Source organism: Kutzneria viridogrisea DSM 43870, from assembly GCF_000525635.1.
GTDB classification, from domain to species: Bacteria; Actinomycetota; Actinomycetes; order Mycobacteriales; family Pseudonocardiaceae; genus Kutzneria; species Kutzneria viridogrisea.
Map to the genome: position 1 here is coordinate 8,508,709 of NZ_CP007155.1, position 16,686 is coordinate 8,525,394.

Annotated in this window: 14 protein-coding genes; 7 read left to right on the forward strand and 7 right to left on the reverse strand. The window is 70.7% G+C overall.

Going from position 1 to position 16,686, the window contains the following annotated elements:
- The first annotated feature begins 21 nt into the window (after positions 1–21).
- Positions 22–1,422: a sulfatase family protein gene (locus KALB_RS36995; protein WP_025360719.1), complete on the forward strand. Its 1,401-nt coding sequence runs from the start codon at positions 22–24 to the stop codon at positions 1,420–1,422.
- A gap of 63 nt (positions 1,423–1,485) precedes the next feature.
- Here KALB_RS36995 and KALB_RS37000 read toward each other — a convergent pair whose 3' ends face one another.
- The 6 genes from KALB_RS37000 to KALB_RS37025 all read right to left on the reverse strand — a co-directional run bounded on the left by KALB_RS37000 (position 1,486) and on the right by KALB_RS37025 (position 8,535).
- Positions 1,486–1,806 (reverse strand): DUF3817 domain-containing protein, encoded by a 321-nt coding sequence (locus KALB_RS37000; protein WP_025360720.1) that lies wholly within the window; start codon positions 1,804–1,806, stop codon positions 1,486–1,488.
- Positions 1,807–1,832: 26 nt separating this feature from the next.
- Positions 1,833–2,420, reverse strand: coding sequence for a TetR/AcrR family transcriptional regulator (locus KALB_RS37005; protein WP_025360721.1), 588 nt, complete (start codon positions 2,418–2,420; stop codon positions 1,833–1,835).
- Between the two features lie 30 nt (positions 2,421–2,450).
- Complete coding sequence (locus tag KALB_RS37010) at positions 2,451–3,053, reverse strand: GNAT family N-acetyltransferase (protein WP_025360722.1); 603 nt, start codon at positions 3,051–3,053, stop codon at positions 2,451–2,453.
- A complete protein-coding gene (locus KALB_RS37015; protein WP_025360723.1) occupies positions 3,053–4,099 on the reverse strand; it encodes an ABC transporter permease in 1,047 nt (348 codons plus the stop codon). The genes KALB_RS37010 and KALB_RS37015 overlap by 1 nt, the downstream gene beginning before the upstream one ends.
- The gene (locus KALB_RS37020) at positions 4,096–5,001 is read right to left on the reverse strand and encodes an ABC transporter ATP-binding protein (protein ID WP_025360724.1); all 906 of its coding nucleotides are present in this window, start codon (positions 4,999–5,001) and stop codon (positions 4,096–4,098) included. Before KALB_RS37020 ends, KALB_RS37015 begins: the two co-directional genes overlap by 4 nt.
- Positions 5,002–5,301: 300 nt before the next feature.
- Positions 5,302–8,535: a GH92 family glycosyl hydrolase gene (locus KALB_RS37025; RefSeq protein ID WP_081790032.1), complete on the reverse strand. Its 3,234-nt coding sequence runs from the start codon at positions 8,533–8,535 to the stop codon at positions 5,302–5,304.
- A 429-nt stretch (positions 8,536–8,964) separates the two neighbouring features.
- On the opposite strand from KALB_RS37025, the gene KALB_RS37030 reads away from it, so the two are divergent.
- The 6 genes from KALB_RS37030 (at position 8,965) to KALB_RS37055 (ending at position 15,740) form a co-directional block, all read left to right on the forward strand.
- Positions 8,965–9,948 (forward strand): LacI family DNA-binding transcriptional regulator, encoded by a 984-nt coding sequence (locus KALB_RS37030; protein WP_025360726.1) that lies wholly within the window; start codon positions 8,965–8,967, stop codon positions 9,946–9,948.
- Positions 9,945–10,973, forward strand: coding sequence for a class I mannose-6-phosphate isomerase (locus KALB_RS37035; RefSeq protein ID WP_025360727.1), 1,029 nt, complete (start codon positions 9,945–9,947; stop codon positions 10,971–10,973). The genes KALB_RS37030 and KALB_RS37035 overlap by 4 nt, the downstream gene beginning before the upstream one ends.
- Positions 10,970–11,734, forward strand: coding sequence for an ATP-binding cassette domain-containing protein (locus KALB_RS37040; protein WP_025360728.1), 765 nt, complete (start codon positions 10,970–10,972; stop codon positions 11,732–11,734). The genes KALB_RS37035 and KALB_RS37040 overlap by 4 nt, the downstream gene beginning before the upstream one ends.
- Positions 11,731–12,774, forward strand: coding sequence for an ABC transporter permease (locus tag KALB_RS37045; RefSeq protein ID WP_025360729.1), 1,044 nt, complete (start codon positions 11,731–11,733; stop codon positions 12,772–12,774). The genes KALB_RS37040 and KALB_RS37045 overlap by 4 nt, the downstream gene beginning before the upstream one ends.
- Before the next feature lie 34 nt (positions 12,775–12,808).
- A complete protein-coding gene (locus tag KALB_RS37050) occupies positions 12,809–13,798 on the forward strand; it encodes an ABC transporter substrate-binding protein (RefSeq protein WP_025360730.1) in 990 nt (329 codons plus the stop codon).
- A 109-nt stretch (positions 13,799–13,907) separates the two neighbouring features.
- The gene (locus tag KALB_RS37055) at positions 13,908–15,740 is read left to right on the forward strand and encodes a glycoside hydrolase family 35 protein (protein ID WP_025360731.1); all 1,833 of its coding nucleotides are present in this window, start codon (positions 13,908–13,910) and stop codon (positions 15,738–15,740) included.
- 51 nt (positions 15,741–15,791) lie between these two features.
- Here KALB_RS37055 and KALB_RS37060 read toward each other — a convergent pair whose 3' ends face one another.
- Positions 15,792–16,634 (reverse strand): alpha/beta fold hydrolase, encoded by an 843-nt coding sequence (locus KALB_RS37060; RefSeq protein WP_025360732.1) that lies wholly within the window; start codon positions 16,632–16,634, stop codon positions 15,792–15,794.
- Between the last annotated feature and the right edge of the window lie 52 nt (positions 16,635–16,686).

Consider the following 16,686-nt stretch of genomic DNA (forward strand, 5'->3'; position numbering starts at 1 on the left):
GTCGGCTGGCAGGTTGCAGCCATGTCCTCCCCGAAGCTGACCCGGCGTGGCGCGGGCGCACTGCTGGGCGCCGCCGTGGCCGGTACCGCACTCGCCGGACGAACCGAGGCTTCCCCTTCCGGTGAAAGGGAATTCGCCGCCCAACCGGAGGCGGGCCGGGTCCGGCGCCCGAACCTGCTGGTGATCCTCGGCGACGACCTGGGCTGGGGCGACCTCGGCTGCTACGGCGCACCGGAGATCCGCACGCCCAACCTGGATGCCCTGGCACGACAGGGAGTTCGTTTCACCGACGGCTACTCGGCCGCCTCGGTCTGTTCACCGACCCGGTTCGGGCTCTACACCGGGCGCTACCCGGGTCGGTTGCGAGGTGGGCTCGAGGAACCCATCGACCTGCCCGACGAGCAGTACGGCATCCCGCCGGGGCACCCGACCCTGGCCTCGCTGCTGGGCGCCTCGGGCTACACCACGGCCCTGTACGGCAAGTGGCACTGCGGCTACCTGCCCTGGTTCAGCCCGATCAAGTCCGGCTGGCAGGAGTTCTTCGGCAACTTCTCCGGCGGCATGGACTACTACTCCAAGCTGAGCTACTTCGGCGTGCACGACCTGTACGAGGACGAGGTCCCCGTGGAGTCGCTGGAGTACTACACCGACACGCTGGCCGACCGGGCCCGGCACTTCCTGCGGCGGCCGCACACCCAGCCCTGGCTGCTCAACCTGAACTTCACCACCCCGCACTGGCCCTGGGAGGCACCGGGCGACACCGCGACCAGCCGCGAGCTGACCGCGCGGCTGCGCGCGGGCGAGAAGCAGGTGCTGCAACACCACGACGGCGGTTCGCTCGCGACGTACCGGAAGATGGTGGAGAGCCTGGACGGGGCGATCGGCAGCGTGCTGCGGGCCCTGCGCGAGACCGGGCAGGAGCGCGACACGCTGGTGCTGTTCGCCAGCGACAACGGCGGGGAGCGGTTCTCCTACACCTGGCCGTTCAGCGGGGGCAAGGGCGACCTGTACGAGGGCGGCATCCGCGTGCCCACGGTGCTGCGCTGGCCCGCGCGGATCGGCGGCGGCCAGGTCAGCTCGGTGCCGGTGGTGACCCAGGACTGGACGGCCACCCTGCTGGAACTGGCTGGGGCGCAACCGGATCCGGCTCACCCGCTGGACGGGCGCAGCCTCGCGGGCTACCTGCTGCGCGGCGAGCGCCTCGGCGAGGCGGACCTGTTCTGGCGCACCAGGCAGTACCGGGCGCTGCGCCGCGGCACGTGGAAGTACCTGCGCAAGCCCGGTCCGGTGGACGCCCTGTTCGACCTCACCGCGGACCCGCACGAGCAGGCCAACCTGGCGAGCAGGCGGCCCGAGGTGCTGACCGACCTGCGCGCCCGGTGGGAGCGGATCAACTCGACCCTGCTGGCCTACCCGGCATGAGTGCCATGAAAGTGCCGTTCCTGGCGTTGAACGCCAGGAACGGCACTTTCATGGCGACCGTGCTCAGGTGATCGCGACGGCGCGCTGCTCCAGGCGGCCCGTGCGGGTGGCCCAGCGCTCGAACACGACGGAGCCGAACGGCGGGATGCTGGCCACCAGCGCCCAGGTGGTGGTGGCCCCGCTCCAGCCCAGCGGCTTGCGCGCCAGCAGGGCGAGCACCACGTAGGCGACGAACACCACGCCGTGGATCGGGCCGAACAGGTGCACCCCCGCCTCGCTGCCCACCACGACGTACTTGAAGAACATGCCGATGAGCAGTCCAGCCCAGGAGATCGCCTCGACGATCGCGATGGCGCGGAACCGGCCTGCTGGTGTCTCGAACATGGCACCAGTGTGGGCCGTGAGCCCAGTCACCCCGCAGCCACCCCGCGCACGAGCAGGTCCGCGAGCTGATCCAGGTAGTCCGGGGTGACGAGGCCACCCTGCGTGGTCAGCCGCCAGAAGACCGGTGCGGCGAGCAGGTCGAGCAGCACCTCGCGATCGGCCCGCGCGGGCAGTTCCCCGCGCAGCACGGCCCGCTCCAGCGCGGGCACCGCCCACTGCCGCCGGGGCTTGCCGATGTGCTCGTCCGAGGCGGCGGCCAGCTCCGGGTTGCGCGCGGACTCGGCCACCAGGTCGGGCAGGATGCGCCGGAGCCTGGGCTCGGTCATCCACTCCACCACGGCGTCGAGCATCGCCCGCAGGTCCCCGCGCAGCGAGCCGGTGTCCGGCGGCACGCCCACCGGCACGCTCAGCCGGGACAGCACGTCCACGACCATCGCCGACTTGGCGGGCCAGCGCCGGTAGAGCGCGCTCTTGCCGACCCCGGCGCGGCGGGCCACCCGCTCCATGGACAACCGCCCGAAGCCCTGCTCGCACAGCTCGTCCAGCACCGCCTCGGCGATCGCCTCGGTGACCTCGGGCCGCAGCACCGCGGCACCGCTGGGAGTCCGGCTCATGACCGGCAACGGTACCGCCCTGGTGGGCGCTCAGCGCGGCTCGCGCCACATCCTCGGCACGGCCAGGTCCTCGCCGAGCCGCACGTGCCCGATCGTCACGAAGCCGAACCGCTCGTAGTAGCCGGTGTTGGCCGGGTCGCTGCTCTCCAGGTAGGCCGGGGTGCCGGTGGCGTCGCAGCGCGCCAGCCCCTTGCGCAGCAAGGCGCTGCCCGCTCCCCTGCCCTGCGCACCGGGCACCGTGCCCAGGTAGGTCAGGTACCAGTGCGGCTCGCTCGGGTGCTCGGCGCCGAGCAGCTCACCGAGGTCGGCGACCCGCTTGAACCTCGTGCCGATCGCCAGCAGGAGGCCGGGCACCAGGCGCAACGTGGCGAACTGGCCCTTGCCGGACCAGCCGGGCGGGTCCCACACCGCCGCGGCGGACGGCCGCCCGTCCAGGTGCGCCAGGTCGGTGCCGCCCGGCACGGGGTGCAGGTTCCGCAGCATGGTCGCGAACATCGGGGTGAGGCCCCTGCGCCGCCGCTCGGGCTCGGGCAGCAGCCAGCGGTGCACCGGGTCCTCCTGGAAGGCGGCCCCGAGCACGGCGGCCACCTGCCCGATGTCGGCGCTGCCCGCCGCGCGGGTGGTCACCGCCATCAGCTGTCCTCCCAGCTGAACACCCGCGAGGCGGCGAAGCCGACCACGAGCGTGAAGCCGATCAGCACCGCCGAGGGCAGCGCGAGCGCCTCGATTCCCTTGCCGCGCACCAGGACGTCCACCATGCCGTCGTTGAGGTGCCGCAGCGGCAGCGCCTGGGAGACCGCCTGCAACCAGCCCGGCGCGTTCTGCAGCGGGAAGAAGGTGCCGGACAGGAAGGCCATCGGCAGCACGATCACGTTGGTGATGCCGGTGGCCGCCTCCTCGGTCTTGGCGAAGGAGCCGACCAGCACGCCGATGGAGAAGAAGGACAGCGAGCCGAGGACCAGCAGCGGCAGGGCGAGCCACCACTGCCCGGCCAGCTTCAGCCCGAACACCGGGGTCATCGCCACCGCCACGAACAGCACCGCCTGCAACACCGACACCCCGACCGTGACCAGCAACCGCGAACTGATCACCGTGCCGGTCCCCACCGGGGCCAGCCGGATCCGGCGCAGCACCTGCTTCTTGCGCCAGTTCACCAGGGTCAGCGCAGCACCGAAGATCGCCGAGGTGGCCAGGCCCCAGGACAGGATGCCGGGCGTGAGGTACTGGATCGCCGACAGCGAGGAGTCCTCGACCTGCCCGCTGTCCAGCCTGATCAGCGGCGGGCGGCCGGTCGCGGCCAGGTTGGCCTTGTCCACCACGGCGCCGACCACGCCCTGCACGGTGCCCGCCGCGACCGTGTCGCTGGCCGCGTAGCGCAGCTCGATCTCGTTGCCCCGCACGGCGAGCGCGGCGGGCAGGTCCCCGCCCCGGACCTTCTGCAACGCGGCGTCGAAGGAGTCGTAGCGCTGCACGTCGAGCGCGCCGGACTGGCTGAGCGCGGTCACGACCGGGCCGTCCCCGACCACGCCGATCTTGGTCTTGTTGCCGGAGCTGTTGCCGAAGATCAGCCCGAAGATGACCAGGAACATCAGCGGCATCAGGAAGGCGAAGAACAGGGCCGTGCGCTCCCGGAAGAAGCCCTTGAACATGGCCGTGGACAGGCTGCGGAACGCGGTCATGCCCGGTACTCCCTTCCGGTCAGCTCCAGGAAGACGTCCTCCAGGGTCGCCCCGCGCACCTGCAAGCCGTCCAACGCGCCCCGTTCGGCCAAAGTGGACAGTACGACCGCGGGCCTGCGCGTGGACAGGGTCAGCGAGACCCCGTCGTCCCGGGCCTCGTCCACCCCGGGCAGCTCGGTGGCCTGCGCGACCGTGAGCAGGCCCCGCTCCACCATGACGTGCGTCGGCGCGTCCAGCCCGCGCACCAGGGTCGCGGGCGGGTCCATCGCGAGGATCCTGCCCCGGTCCATGATCGCCACCCGGTCGCAGAGGACCTCCGCCTCGTCCAGGTGGTGTGTCGTGTAGACGATCGTCTTGCCGCGCTCGCGGATCGCGCGCAGCACGTCCCACAGGTTGCGGCGGGCCTGCGGGTCCAGCGCCGCGGTCGGCTCGTCCAGGAACACGATGTCCGGGTCGTGGATCAGCGCGCACGCGATGGACAGCCGCTGCCGCTGGCCGCCGGAGAGCTTGTTCTCGCGGGTGTTCGCCTTGTCCGCGAGCCCGACCAGCTCCAGCATGTCGGCCGCGGTGCCCCGGCTCACCCCGTACAGGGAGGCGAAGGTCTCCAGCTGTTCGCGCGCGGTGAGCCGCTCGAAGAAGGAGGACGCCTGCAACTGCACGCCGATGCGGGGCAGCAGCTTCGGGTTGCGCGGCCACGGGCTCTCGCCCAGCAGCAGCACGGTTCCCTCGTCCGGCCTGCGCAGGCCCTCGACGATCTCCAGCGTGGTGGTCTTGCCCGCGCCGTTGGGCCCGAGTATGCCGAAGAACTCGCCCTCGCCGACGGTGAAGGACACCCCGTCGACCGCCCACAGGTCGCCGTACCGCTTGCGCAGTCCGTCGGCGACGATCGTGCTCCCGCTCATGGCCGGGAACGCTAGGCCAGTCGCCCACGGAAATCCCGCGACCACGCGCAAACCAGGAGAGAAGTCAGGCCGACCACTAGCCCGTTCGGCCCACCCCGCGTGTCGGCGCTTCACGCACCGCGTGTCGGCGCTTCCGGTGCGTCGTGTCCGTCCAACACACCGCACGGGGACGTCCGACACGCGGTACCGGAAGCGCCGACACGCGCGGGAACAGCACAACGGGCGACGAGGGGGAAGGGGTCCCTCGCCGCCCGCTGCTGGCTCACCGGGCCGCCGCCACGGTGTCCGGTGAGCGGTCTGTCAGGCCGCAGCGATGGCGAACACGTGGAACGTGCCGCCCTTGACCTCGCTGGGCACCGTAATGGACTTGATCTTCTTGTTCGGGTCCAGCGCGACGGGCGCCGTGGCGAACAGGTACACCGTGAGCTGCTGCGAGGTGCCGCCGCTGGTGTTGCGGTACGGGGTCGAGGCCACGACCCGGTTGCCGTACAAGGGCTGCGTGTTGCCGTTGCCGCCCAGCGCCCAGTCGGAGAAGCCCACCGAGGCGGTGGCCGTGCTGCCGTCGGTGTAGGTGACCGTCAGCGTGCCGGTGGTGTTGCCGTTGCCCGCGCTGCCCAGCAGGGACAGCTTGGTCGCACCGGCCGGGGCGTCCACGTTGATGGTCTGCCCGGCGGAGTTGACGTTGTCGAACTCGCCAACGGGCACGCTGGGCCAGGTGAACTTCAGCCCGTCCGAGCTCGTCACGGTGCCACCGGGGGTGATCCCGGCCGCGGCGAGCGCGGTGGCCGAGTAGCTCCAGCCGCCCCCGTCGAAGTTGCCGACCTGCTGGTTGCCGTCCGGCGAGGTGCCCACGTTGTTCAGCGCGGCGCGCAGGCTGCCCGGCGCGGCGACCAGGATGGACAGCGTGGCGCCCTGCACGGCGGTGCCGTCGGCGGCCGTGTAGTTGACCGGCACCTTGTACGTGCCCTCCGGGGTACCGGCCGCGATCGACACCGTCACCTGGGTGCCCGCCTTGCCCGCGGGCGCCGCCGTGACGTCACCGGAGGCGGGGCTGACCGTGATGCCGCTGGGCGGGGTGGCGGTCCAGTGCACCTTGGTGCCCTTGCCGGACAGGTCCTGCACGCCGAAGGTGGCCGTGGTGGAACCGCCCGCGCCGACCACGAGCCGGTTCGGGTCCACGAAGCTGCGCTGGTTGACCGCGCCCTCGGTGAACGAGGGTGGCGCGTCGGCCGGGGCGGCGCCCCAGCTGGTGTTCGGCGTGTCCTGCACGGAGAAGTCCAGGGTGCCGCCGGTGTTGACGAAGCTCTCCGGCAGCCAGGGCTTGGTCCAGTTCTGGCCGTTGACCTTCAGCGAGCCGATGTAGCTGCCCTTGGTGGACACGCCGGGCGCGTTGATGGTGATCTTCTGACCGCCCGGGCGGGTCACCACGGCGCTGGTGAACTGCGGGGTGTTCAGGGTCATCTCGGCGCGGCCGGGGATCTCCGGGTACATGCCCAGCGAGGCCCACACGTACCAGGAGGACATCTCACCGAGGTCGTCGTTACCGACCAGCCCGTCGGGGCCGGGCTTCCAGATCTCGCGCAGCACCCGGTTGACGATGGACTGTGTCTTGTACGGGGCGCCGGTGTAGTCGTAGATCCACGGGGTCTGCAGGTTCGGCTCGTTGCCCAGGAAGGCGTAGGGCTCCTTGGTGCCCGCGTTGAGCTTGGTGAAGAACGTGTCCAGGCGCTTGTTGGTCGCCTCGTTGCCGCCCAGAGCCGTGATCAGCCCGCTGAAGTTGTACGGCACCATCCACACGTACTGCGCACCGTTGCCCTCGGTGTAGCCCTCCGAGGAGGACGGGTTGAACGGGCTGTTGAACGAGCCGTCTGCGTTGCGCGGCTGGAGGTAGCCCGAGGCCGGGTTGAACAGGTTCTGCCAGTTCTGCGCGCGCTTGATGAACGCGTCGTGGGTGGCCGAGTCCCCCAGCCGCCTGGCCAGCTGCGCCACGGCGAAGTCGGCGCTGGTGTACTCCAGCGTGTCCGAGGCGATGCCGGGCACGTAGCCCAGCTTCAGGTAGCTGTCCAGACCGGGCCGCTCCTCGTAGCCCTTGGTGGGCTGCGTCGCCCCGCGCTCCATCAGCAGCAGGGCCTTGTTCGCGTCGAAGTCCTTGGCACCGAAGGCATACGCGGTGGACACGATGATGTGGTACGGGTCCCCGTTCATGACCCCGGTGTAGTCGCCGGCCACCGTCCAGCGGTCCCAGGACCCGCCCTGCGCGGCGAACTCCACCATCGAGGTGGCGATGTCCGAGGTCTCCTTGGGCGCCAGCAGGGCCAGCAGCTGGGCCTCCGAGCGGTAGATGTCCCAGCCGGAGAAGTTGGTGTAGATCGCGTGGCCCTTGGCGGCGGTGTGCACCTGGCCGTCGAACCCGGTGTAGCGACCGTCCACATCGGAGTAGACGTTGGGCTGTAACAGGGAGTGGTACAGCGCGGTGTAGAAGATCTTCTTCTGGGCGTCCGTGCCGCCGGTGACCTGGATCTGGTTCAGCCGGTCGTTCCACGCCTTGCGCGCTGCGGTGGCCACCTGGTCGAAGCTCTTGGTGCTGTTCTCCGACTTCAGGTTGGCCTTCGCACCGTCCACCGACACGAAGGACACGCCGACCTTCACGTTGACCGTGGCCGACTTGAGCGTGTCGAAGGTGACGTAGGCGCCGCTGCCGGGACCGGACACCGTGGTGTCCTGCGGGGCGACCGAACGCGAGGCGGAGGCCGACTTGGCCTGCTTGGCGGCACTGGGGGTCTTCGCGGGGGCACCGCCGCGCTCGCTGTTCTTGCCCGGGGTCACCGCCCCGTTCTTCCAGGTGCCGGTGCTGGCGAAGTCCTGGTCGAACTGCGCGTAGAAGTAGACCCGGTAGTGGTCGTCGGCCCCGCAGAAGTGGCCGCTGGCGGCGTAGCCGTAGATCGTGTTCTTGCCGATGGACACCTGGGCGTCGTCGGTGCCGGAGATGGAGCCGGAGGTGTTCACCAGCAGGGTCGCCGGGTCACCGGCCGGGTAGGTGAACCGGCCGGACCCGGTGCGCTGCGTGGTGGACAGCTCCACCTTGGCCCCGTTGTCCAGGTTCACGCTGTACGCGCCCGCGGTGACCTTCTCGTTGCTGTGCGAGAAGGTGGAGACGTACTTCTTGGGGTTGGTGGCCGGTGAGTCGGTGATCTCCCCGACCACGGGCATGAACGGGACGTCCTGGTAGGTGTCGCAGCCCGCGCCGGACAGGTGGGTCAGGCTGAAGCCCTTGATCCGGTTGTCCTGGTAGTAGTACCCGCCGTGTTGCAGGGTCACCGTGTCCGGGCTCCACTGCACCATGCCGAAGGGCACGTCGGCGCCGGGGAAGGTGTTGGCCGCACCACCGCCGGTGCCCATGTCGGCGTCGCCGGGCTGGGTGCCGATGTAGGGGTCCACCCACTGCGCCAGGTCCTGCGCCTTGGGTGCGGCTGGTGCCGCGGTCGCCGTGCTCACCACCAGGGGCGAGACCACCAGTGCCACGGCAGTGCCCATCACCGCTACAGCGCGCCAGCGCCGTCTGGGTGGGTTCTTCATCGTCCGGTCGCCTCCCCAGGCTGGTTCGCGTCGGACAGCGGGCGTGACAACCTTGTCCACCGCCCGGGCGGCACTGCCCGACTTGCCCCGCCACGCTGCGGTGCGCGTGAGGTACGCGTCAAGTGCTGACCGCCGACCCTGTCCGGTTCCAGACAACGATCATCGCCCATCCGCACCAAAAGCGGCCTATCCCCAGCGAGATCGGGCACGGGGGGTGCTTCTGCGCCACCTGACCGTGTGACGGGCGCCATCTGTCGCAATTCTGTCCTTGACCGGTTCTGAACCGTTGACAAGCGCGGGGACCGGGGGTGGAATCTGGCAGTCATGACAACGTTGTCCACTGCCGGGCCACAGCCGCTCGGACCGCGAAGGGTTCGCCGCGCCACGATGAGCGACGTCGCGCGCCTGGCCGGGGTGAGCATCAAGACGGTGTCCCGCGTGGTCAACGACGAGCCCGGGGTGCACCCGGCCACCGCCGAGCGCGTGCTGGCCGCGATCGACCAGCTCGGGTTCCGCCGCAACCTGGGCGCGCGCAACCTGCGCCGCGGCTCGTCCACCGGCACGATCGGCATGGTGCTGGAGGACGTGGGCAACCCGTTCTACTCGGGCATCACCCGCGCAGTCGAGGAAGTCTCACGTCAGCACGGCAGACAGGTGCTGACCGGTTCCTCCGACGAGGACCCGAACCGGGAACGCGAGCTGGCGCTGGAGTTCTGCGCCCGCCGGGTGGACGGCATGCTGGTGGTGCCCGCCGGCATGCAGCACGGCTACCTGGTGCCGGAGATGCGCGCGGGCATGCCGGTGGTCTTCCTGGACCGGCCCGCGGGCGACGTCGTGGCCGACACCGTGCTGGTGGACAACATCGGCGGCACCGTGCTCGCGGTGCGCCACCTGGCCTCGCACGGGCACAGCCGGATCGCCTTCCTCGGTGACGCCCCGGACATCTTCACCGCCACCGAGCGGTTGCGCGGGTTCCGCGAGGGCTGCGTGCGCGCGGGCATCCGCTACGACGAGGAACTGGTCTCCATGGGCCCGCACGACGAGCGCAGCGTGGCCGACGCCCTGCGCCGGGTGCTGGGCAACCGCCAACCGGCCACCGCCGTGGTCAGCGGCAACAACCGGATCACCGTGCACCTGCTGCGGGTGCTCGCGGGCAGGACCGACCGGCCCGCGCTGGTCGGCTTCGACGACTTCGAGCTGGCCGACCTGCTCAACCCACCGATCACCGTCATCGCGCACGACGCCAGTGCCATCGGCAAGGCCGCCGCCGAGCTGCTGTTCTCCCGCCTGGACGGGGACGGCTCGCCGCCTCGCCGGGTGGTGCTCCCGGTGCGTTTGGTACCTCGTGGATCAGGAGAAGTGCGACCTTGAGCCAACAGTTGACGCCCGTCCGGCTGCCCGCAAACCAGCCGAGGCAGTTCTACCGTGGTGGCGCGGCCATCGCGGAGCTGCGCGGGCTGCCCGCCACCGCCGAGTTCGGGCCGGAGGACTGGGTCGGTTCGACCACGACCCGGTTCGGCCAGCAGGCGGCGGGCCTGTCCCCGCTGCCCGACGGCGGGCTGCTACGCGACGCCGTGGCCGCCGACCCGGCCGCCTGGCTGGGCGCCGAGCACGTGGCGGAGTTCGGTTCCGACACCGCGCTGCTGGTCAAGCTGCTCGACGCGGGCCAGCGGCTGCCGGTGCACTGCCACCCCTCCGACGCCTTCGCCAGGGACCACCTGGACTGCCGCCATGGCAAGACCGAGGCGTGGATCGTGGTGGGCACCTCGGGTCCGAACCCGACCGTCCACATCGGATTCCGCGAGGACGTGGACCCCTCGGTGCTCGACGCCTGGGTCACCGGCCAGGACCGGGCCGCGATGCTGGACTCGCTCAACGCCATCCCGGTACGCGCGGGCGACACGGTGTTCATCCCCGCCGGGCTGCCGCACGCGATCGGCGCGGGCGTGTTCATCGTGGAGTTGCAGCAGCCCACCGACTTCTCGGTGACCCTGGAGTGGCAGGGCTTCCTGGACGACCCGCAGGCCTGGCATCTCGGCATGGGCCAGGCCACCGCCCTGGGTTGCGTGGACCGCTCGGGCTGGTCGGCGCAGCGGCTGACCTCGCTGGTGCGGCACACCGCCGACCGGCACGACCCGGTGGTGCAACTGCTGGGCGACAACGAGTTCTTCCGCGCGGATCGGCTGCACGCCGACTCGCCGGTGGAGTTGGACCCGTCGTTCTCGGTGCTCGTGGTGCTGGAGGGCACCGGGCGGTTGCGCACCGAGCACGGCGGCGACGCGCCGCTGCGCAGGGGAGACACCTTCGTGCTGCCCCACAGCGCCGGAGCGGCCACAGTGGACGGAGGAGCCGTGGCGGTCAGGTGCCGCCCGCCGGCCCCGGGAGGAAACGGATGAGCAGCCCACTGCTGCAAGCACGGTCACTGGTCAAGCACTACGGCAGCGTGGAGGCGCTGCGCGGAGCGTCGTTCGAGGTCAGCGCGGGCGAGGTCGTCTCGCTGATCGGGGACAACGGCGCGGGCAAGTCCACGTTCATCAAGTGCCTGTCGGGGGCCGAGCAGCCCGACAGCGGCGAGATCCTGCTCGGCGGCGAACAGGTGCGGCTGGACTCGCCGACCACCGCCAGGGCACTGGGCATCGAGACCGTCTACCAGGACCTGGCCGTGGCGCCGGACCTGGACCCCGCGGCGAACCTGTTCCTGGGGCGGGAGCTCAAGCGCAAGGGCCTGCTCGGCGCGCTGGGCATGCTGGACAAGGCGGAGATGCGGCGCAGGGCGCGCGCGGAGTTCAGCCGCCTCGGGGTGAACCTGCAGAGCCTGGACGTGCCGATCGGCGCGCTGTCCGGCGGCCAGCGGCAGAGCGTGGCGGTGGCCAGGTCGGTGGTGTGGGCCAGCAAGGTCGTGTTCATGGACGAGCCGACCGCGGCGCTGGGCGTGGTGCAGCGCGAGCGGGTGCTCGACGTGATCCGCAAGGTGCGCGACCAGGGCATCGCGGTGGTGCTGATCAGCCACAACATGCCCGAGGTGCTGTCGGTCTCCGACCGGGTGGAGGTGCTGCGGCTGGGCAAGCGGGTGGCGCGCTTCAAGGCCGCGGAGACCTCGTTGGAGGAACTGGTCGGCGCGATGACCGGTGCGCTGGTGCAGGAGGACGCGGCATGACCTCGACGGTGGCCGAGAAGCCCACTGAGGACGACACCCCGCGGCGCAGGCCGTTGCGGCTGCGGCTGGCCAGCGCCAACACGCTGTGGATCTCGCTGGTGCTGCTGGCGCTGATCGCCGTGTTCGCCGCGATCAACCCCGGCGCGGTGCTGACCCTGTTCAACCTGCAGACCACGCTGATCGAGACCTCGGTGCTGCTGGTGCTCGCGGTCGGCATGACGTTCGTGATCATCACCTCCGGCATCGACCTGTCGGTGGGCTCGGTACTGGTGTTCTCGGGCATCACCTCGGCACTGGTCATGAACGCCATGAGCCCGGGCGGGGACTCCACCGGGGCGGGCTGGGGCGTGATCACCGTCGGCCTGCTGGTGGCTCTGGTCAGCGGCGCCGCGTGGGGCCTGCTCAACGGGATCCTCGTGGCCAAGGCGAAGATCCCGCCGCTGATCGTCACGCTGGGGTCCTTCGGGGCGGCCCTGGGCGCGGGTGAACTGCTCACCGGCGGCTCGGACGTGCGCACCGTGCCCGACGCGCTGGCCACCACCCTGGGCTCGGGCACCTCCTTCGGCGTGGTGCCCAACCTGGTGATCCTGGCGGCGGTCGTGACCGCGGTCGGTGCGTGGCTGCTGGGCACGACCAGGTTCGGCCGCTACACCTACGCAGTGGGCTCCAACGAGGTGGCCGCTCGGCGCACCGGCATCGCGGTGACCCGGCACCTGGTGCTGGTGTACCTGCTGACCGGGGTGCTCGCGGGGCTGGCCGGGTTCATGTCACTGGCCTACTTCCGCACCACCACTCTGACCAGCCACAGCACGGACAACCTCAACGCGATCGCCGGTGTGGTGCTGGGCGGCACCAGCCTGTTCGGCGGCGTCGGGTCGATCATCGGCACGGTGGTCGGCGTGTTCATCCCCGCGGTCCTGCAGAAGGGCTTCGTGATCATCGGGGTGAACGTGTACTGGCAGCCCATCGCGGTGGCCATCGTGCTCGTCGCCGCCGTCTGGTTCGACCAGGCCCGGCGCAGAGCGCGCAACTCCCGTTAGACGTCGACACAACGCTGTGCGAAAGGTCAACACCATGGCAGTCACCAGGAGAATCGTGGTCGGGGGCGTGCTGGCCGCCGCGTCCCTGCTCGTCACCGCCTGCGGCGGCGGGCAGATCGGGCAGTCCGGCGGCGGGGATGTCAACAAGAAGAGCATGGTGCTCATCCCCGGCGTCGCGGCCGAGCCGTTCTACATCTCCATGCAGTGCGGGGCCGAGGCCGAGGCGAAGGCCAAGGGCTACGAGCTCAAGACCCAGGCCCCGGCCAAGTTCGACGCCAGCCAGCAGACCCCGATCGTCACCGGTGTGCTGGCGAACAAGCCGGGTGCGGTGCTGATCGCGCCCACCGACGACAAGGCCATGGCCGGCCCGATGAAGCAGCTCAAGGACGCGGGCATCAAGGTGGTCGAGGTGGACACCAAGCTCCAGGACACCTCGGTGGCCCTGTCCTCGATCTCCTCCAACAACGAACAGGGCGGGCAGCTGGCCGCCGACACGCTCGCGAAGCTGGTCGGTGCCAAGTCCGGTTCGGTGCTGGTGCTCAACACCAAGGCGGGCACCTCCACCACCGACGCCCGGGAGAAGGGCTTCGCCGAGCAGATCAAGAAGTACCCGAACATCAAGTACATCGGGCAGCAGTACACCGAGGACGACGCCGCCCAGGCCGCGTCCAAGGTGACCGCCACCCTGTCCAGCAACCCGGACCTGATCGGGGTGTTCGCCACCAACCTCAACACCGGTGAGGGCGCCGCGACCGGTCTGCGCACCGCGGGCAAGACCGGGCAGGTCAACCTGGTGGGCTTCGACGCCAGCCCCAAGGAGGTCGACGGCCTCAAGGACGGCAGCTTCCAGGCGCTGATCGTCCAGGACCCGGCCACGATCGGCAAGCTGGGCGTGGACCAGGCCGACGACGCGCTCAACGGCAAGACCCCGACCAGGGAGATCCCGACCAACCTGGTCGCGATCACCAAGGCCGACATGGACAAGAACTCGCAGTACTTCTACAAGAGCAGCTGCTCGGGCTGAGTCGGGAGAAGGCCCCGACCCGACGATCGACCCCTGGCGCGGTCACGCTTCTTGCGCAAAACTGCTCGAAGGAAGGGCTTACCGAGCAGATTCGCCAAGGAGGTCGTGGGTGAACGCCATCAGCCGACGAGGGTTCCTGGGCAGCATCGCCGCGGGCGGAGCCGCCGCGATGCTGCCCAGGACCGTGCTCGCCCAGGCCGGGAGCACCCGTGGGCTCACCGTGCACGGGGACCAGTTCCTGCTGGACGGCAAGCCGTTCCAGATCATCTCCGGCGCGATCCACTACTTCCGGATCCACCCCGACCAGTGGCGTGACCGGCTGTCCCGGCTGCGCGCGCTCGGCCTGAACACCGTCGAGACCTACGTGGCGTGGAACTTCCACGAGGGCCACGAGTTCACCGGTTGGCGCGACCTGCGCCGGTTCATCACCACCGCGGGCGAGCTGGGCCTGAAGGTGGTCGTGCGGCCCGGTCCCTACATCTGCGCGGAGTGGGACTTCGGCGGCTTCCCGGCCCGCCTGCTCGCCGACCGCGACCTGCACCTGCGCTGCTCGGACCCGGCCTACACCAAGGAGGTCGACGCCTGGTTCGGCCGCCTGCTGCCGCAACTGGTGCCGCTACAGGCCACCAGGGGCGGGCCGGTGATCGCCGTGCAGGTGGAGAACGAGTACGGCAGCTTCGGCAACGACCAGGACCACCTGCGCCACCTCGCCGACCTGCTGCGCGGGCACGGCATCGACAGCTTGTTGTTCTGCTCCAACGGAACCGCCGACTACATGCTGCGCGGCGGCACGCTGCCCGGTGTGCTGTCCACGGCGAACTTCGACGGGGACCCGACCGGCCCGCTGGCCGACCTGCGCCGGTTCCAGCCGCAGGGACCGTTGTGGTGCACCGAGTACTGGGACGGCTGGTTCGACCACTGGGGCGAGCACCACCACACCACCGACCCGGCGAACACCACGGCCATGGTGGACAAGATGCTGGCCGCGGGCGCCTCGGTGAACCTCTACATGGCCGCGGGCGGCACGAACTTCGAGTGGTACGCCGGGGCCAACTACGACGAGGGGCACGCCAGCTACCAACCCACGGTCACCAGCTACGACTACGACTCCCCGGTCAGCGAGTCCGGCGAGCTCACCGCCAAGTTCACCGCACTGCGCTCGGTCATCGGCAAGTACGCTCCCCTGCCTACCGGCCCGCTTCCCGTTGCCCCGCAACGACTTTCGCCACAGTCCTTCCACACCAACGGATCCGCTGGCCTGCTCGACTCGCTCGACCGTCTCAGCAGGCCCGCGCGCCGTGCCGCGCCCGTGCCCATGGAGGACCTCGGCCAGTCCTTCGGCCTGGTCCACTACCGCGCGCGGGTGCAGGGCCCGCGCTCCACCGCCACCCTGCGCGTCACCGGGCTCGCCGACCGCGCGCTGGTCTTCCTGGACGGCAAGCCGGTGGGCGTGCTGGACCGCAACACGCCCAAGCAGGGCGTGGCCGTCACGATCGGGGGCAGCTCCGCCGTGCTGGACCTGCTCGTGGACACCGGCGGGCGGGTCAACTTCGGCCAGCAGCTCGCCGACCGCAAGGGCATCAGCGGCCCGGTCATGCTCGGCGGGCAGGCCCTGTACGGCTGGGAGATCCGCCCGCTGCCCCTGGACGACCTGGACCACCTGCGCTTCTCGACCGGCGCCGCACCCACCGGCCCCGCCTTCCACCGCGCCTCGGTCCGCGTCGACTCCCCCGCCGACGGCTTCCTCGCGCTGCCCGGTTGGCAGAAGGGCCTGGTGTGGCTCAACGGGTTCCTGCTCGGCCGGTACTGGGAGGTCGGGCCGCAGCGCACCCTGTACGCGCCAGCACCGTTGTGGCGCAAGGGAACCAACGAGGTCCTCGTGCTCGAACTGCACCGCCCCGGCGACCACCTCGAACTGCGCGACCACCCCGACCTGGGCTAAGGCGTGTCATGAAAGTGCCGTTGCTTGCGTTGAACGCAAGCAACGGCACTTTCATGACACCAGGGCCACCAGCTGGTCGTGGAAGGACGGCGCGAACATGTGGCCCAGCTCGGGCACCTCGACGAGCTTCGCGCCGGGGATGGCCGCCGCCAGCGCGCGGCCGTGCTCCGGGGGCAGCACGACGTCGTGCCCGCCGTGGACGACCAGCGTGGGCACGGTGAGGCTGGCGAGTCGCTCGGTGCGCGGCGGGGCGGCGTCGACGGCCGGGCCCTGATGCACCCCGGGCGCCGGGTTCTCCGGCAGGGCGAGGGTGCGCTGGACCAGCCCGGTCCAGTAGTCCAGGTCGAACGGCACGGCGGGCCCCACGGTGACCCGCCAGGCGTGCAGGTAGGCGGCCACCGGGTCGGCGGGCAGGTTCGGCACCAGCTCGACCCACTCGCGGCCCGGCAGCGGCAGGCCGGTCACCGGCGGCTTGCTGGGGTCGACGTTGTAGTCCGGTGAGGTGGCGATCAGCACCAGGCCGCTGACCAGCTCGGCGTGGTCCAGGGCCAGCAGCTGGGCCACCGCGCCACCGGTGGACACGCCGAGGACCCGGGCCGGGCCCAGCCCCAGCTCGGTGAGCACGTCGGCGGCGTCCTCGGCGAGCTCGTCCAGGCCGTACGCCTGCGCCGGCCAGTCCACCGGCGAGGAGTGGCCCGCGCCCCGGTGGTCGTAGCGCACCACGTGGTTGCCGCGCTGGGCCAGGGCCGTGCACAGCTGCTCGGAGTAGGCGAAGCACGGGGCGTTGCCACCCATGATCATCAGCAGTGCGGGGTCCTCCGGCGAGCCGAAGCTGTCGAAGTGCAACCGGTACCCGGAACGCGCGGTGACAAAGCCAGTCGTGTGAGCGTGCACGGGGCCACGCTACCCAGGGTTCGGGGTGTAGACCTGGGGTATCCACGAATCA

Coding starts and splice junctions, on each gene's coding strand:
- KALB_RS36995 (WP_025360719.1), top strand. CDS start 22: ATGTCCTCCCCGAAGCTGACCCGGCGTGGCGCGGGCGCACTGCTGGGC.
- KALB_RS37000 (WP_025360720.1), bottom strand. CDS start 1,806: ATGTTCGAGACACCAGCAGGCCGGTTCCGCGCCATCGCGATCGTCGAG.
- KALB_RS37005 (WP_025360721.1), bottom strand. CDS start 2,420: ATGAGCCGGACTCCCAGCGGTGCCGCGGTGCTGCGGCCCGAGGTCACC.
- KALB_RS37010 (WP_025360722.1), bottom strand. CDS start 3,053: ATGGCGGTGACCACCCGCGCGGCGGGCAGCGCCGACATCGGGCAGGTG.
- KALB_RS37015 (WP_025360723.1), bottom strand. CDS start 4,099: ATGACCGCGTTCCGCAGCCTGTCCACGGCCATGTTCAAGGGCTTCTTC.
- KALB_RS37020 (WP_025360724.1), bottom strand. CDS start 5,001: ATGAGCGGGAGCACGATCGTCGCCGACGGACTGCGCAAGCGGTACGGC.
- KALB_RS37025 (WP_081790032.1), bottom strand. CDS start 8,535: ATGGGCACTGCCGTGGCACTGGTGGTCTCGCCCCTGGTGGTGAGCACG.
- KALB_RS37030 (WP_025360726.1), top strand. CDS start 8,965: ATGAGCGACGTCGCGCGCCTGGCCGGGGTGAGCATCAAGACGGTGTCC.
- KALB_RS37040 (WP_025360728.1), top strand. CDS start 10,970: ATGAGCAGCCCACTGCTGCAAGCACGGTCACTGGTCAAGCACTACGGC.
- KALB_RS37045 (WP_025360729.1), top strand. CDS start 11,731: ATGACCTCGACGGTGGCCGAGAAGCCCACTGAGGACGACACCCCGCGG.
- KALB_RS37050 (WP_025360730.1), top strand. CDS start 12,809: ATGGCAGTCACCAGGAGAATCGTGGTCGGGGGCGTGCTGGCCGCCGCG.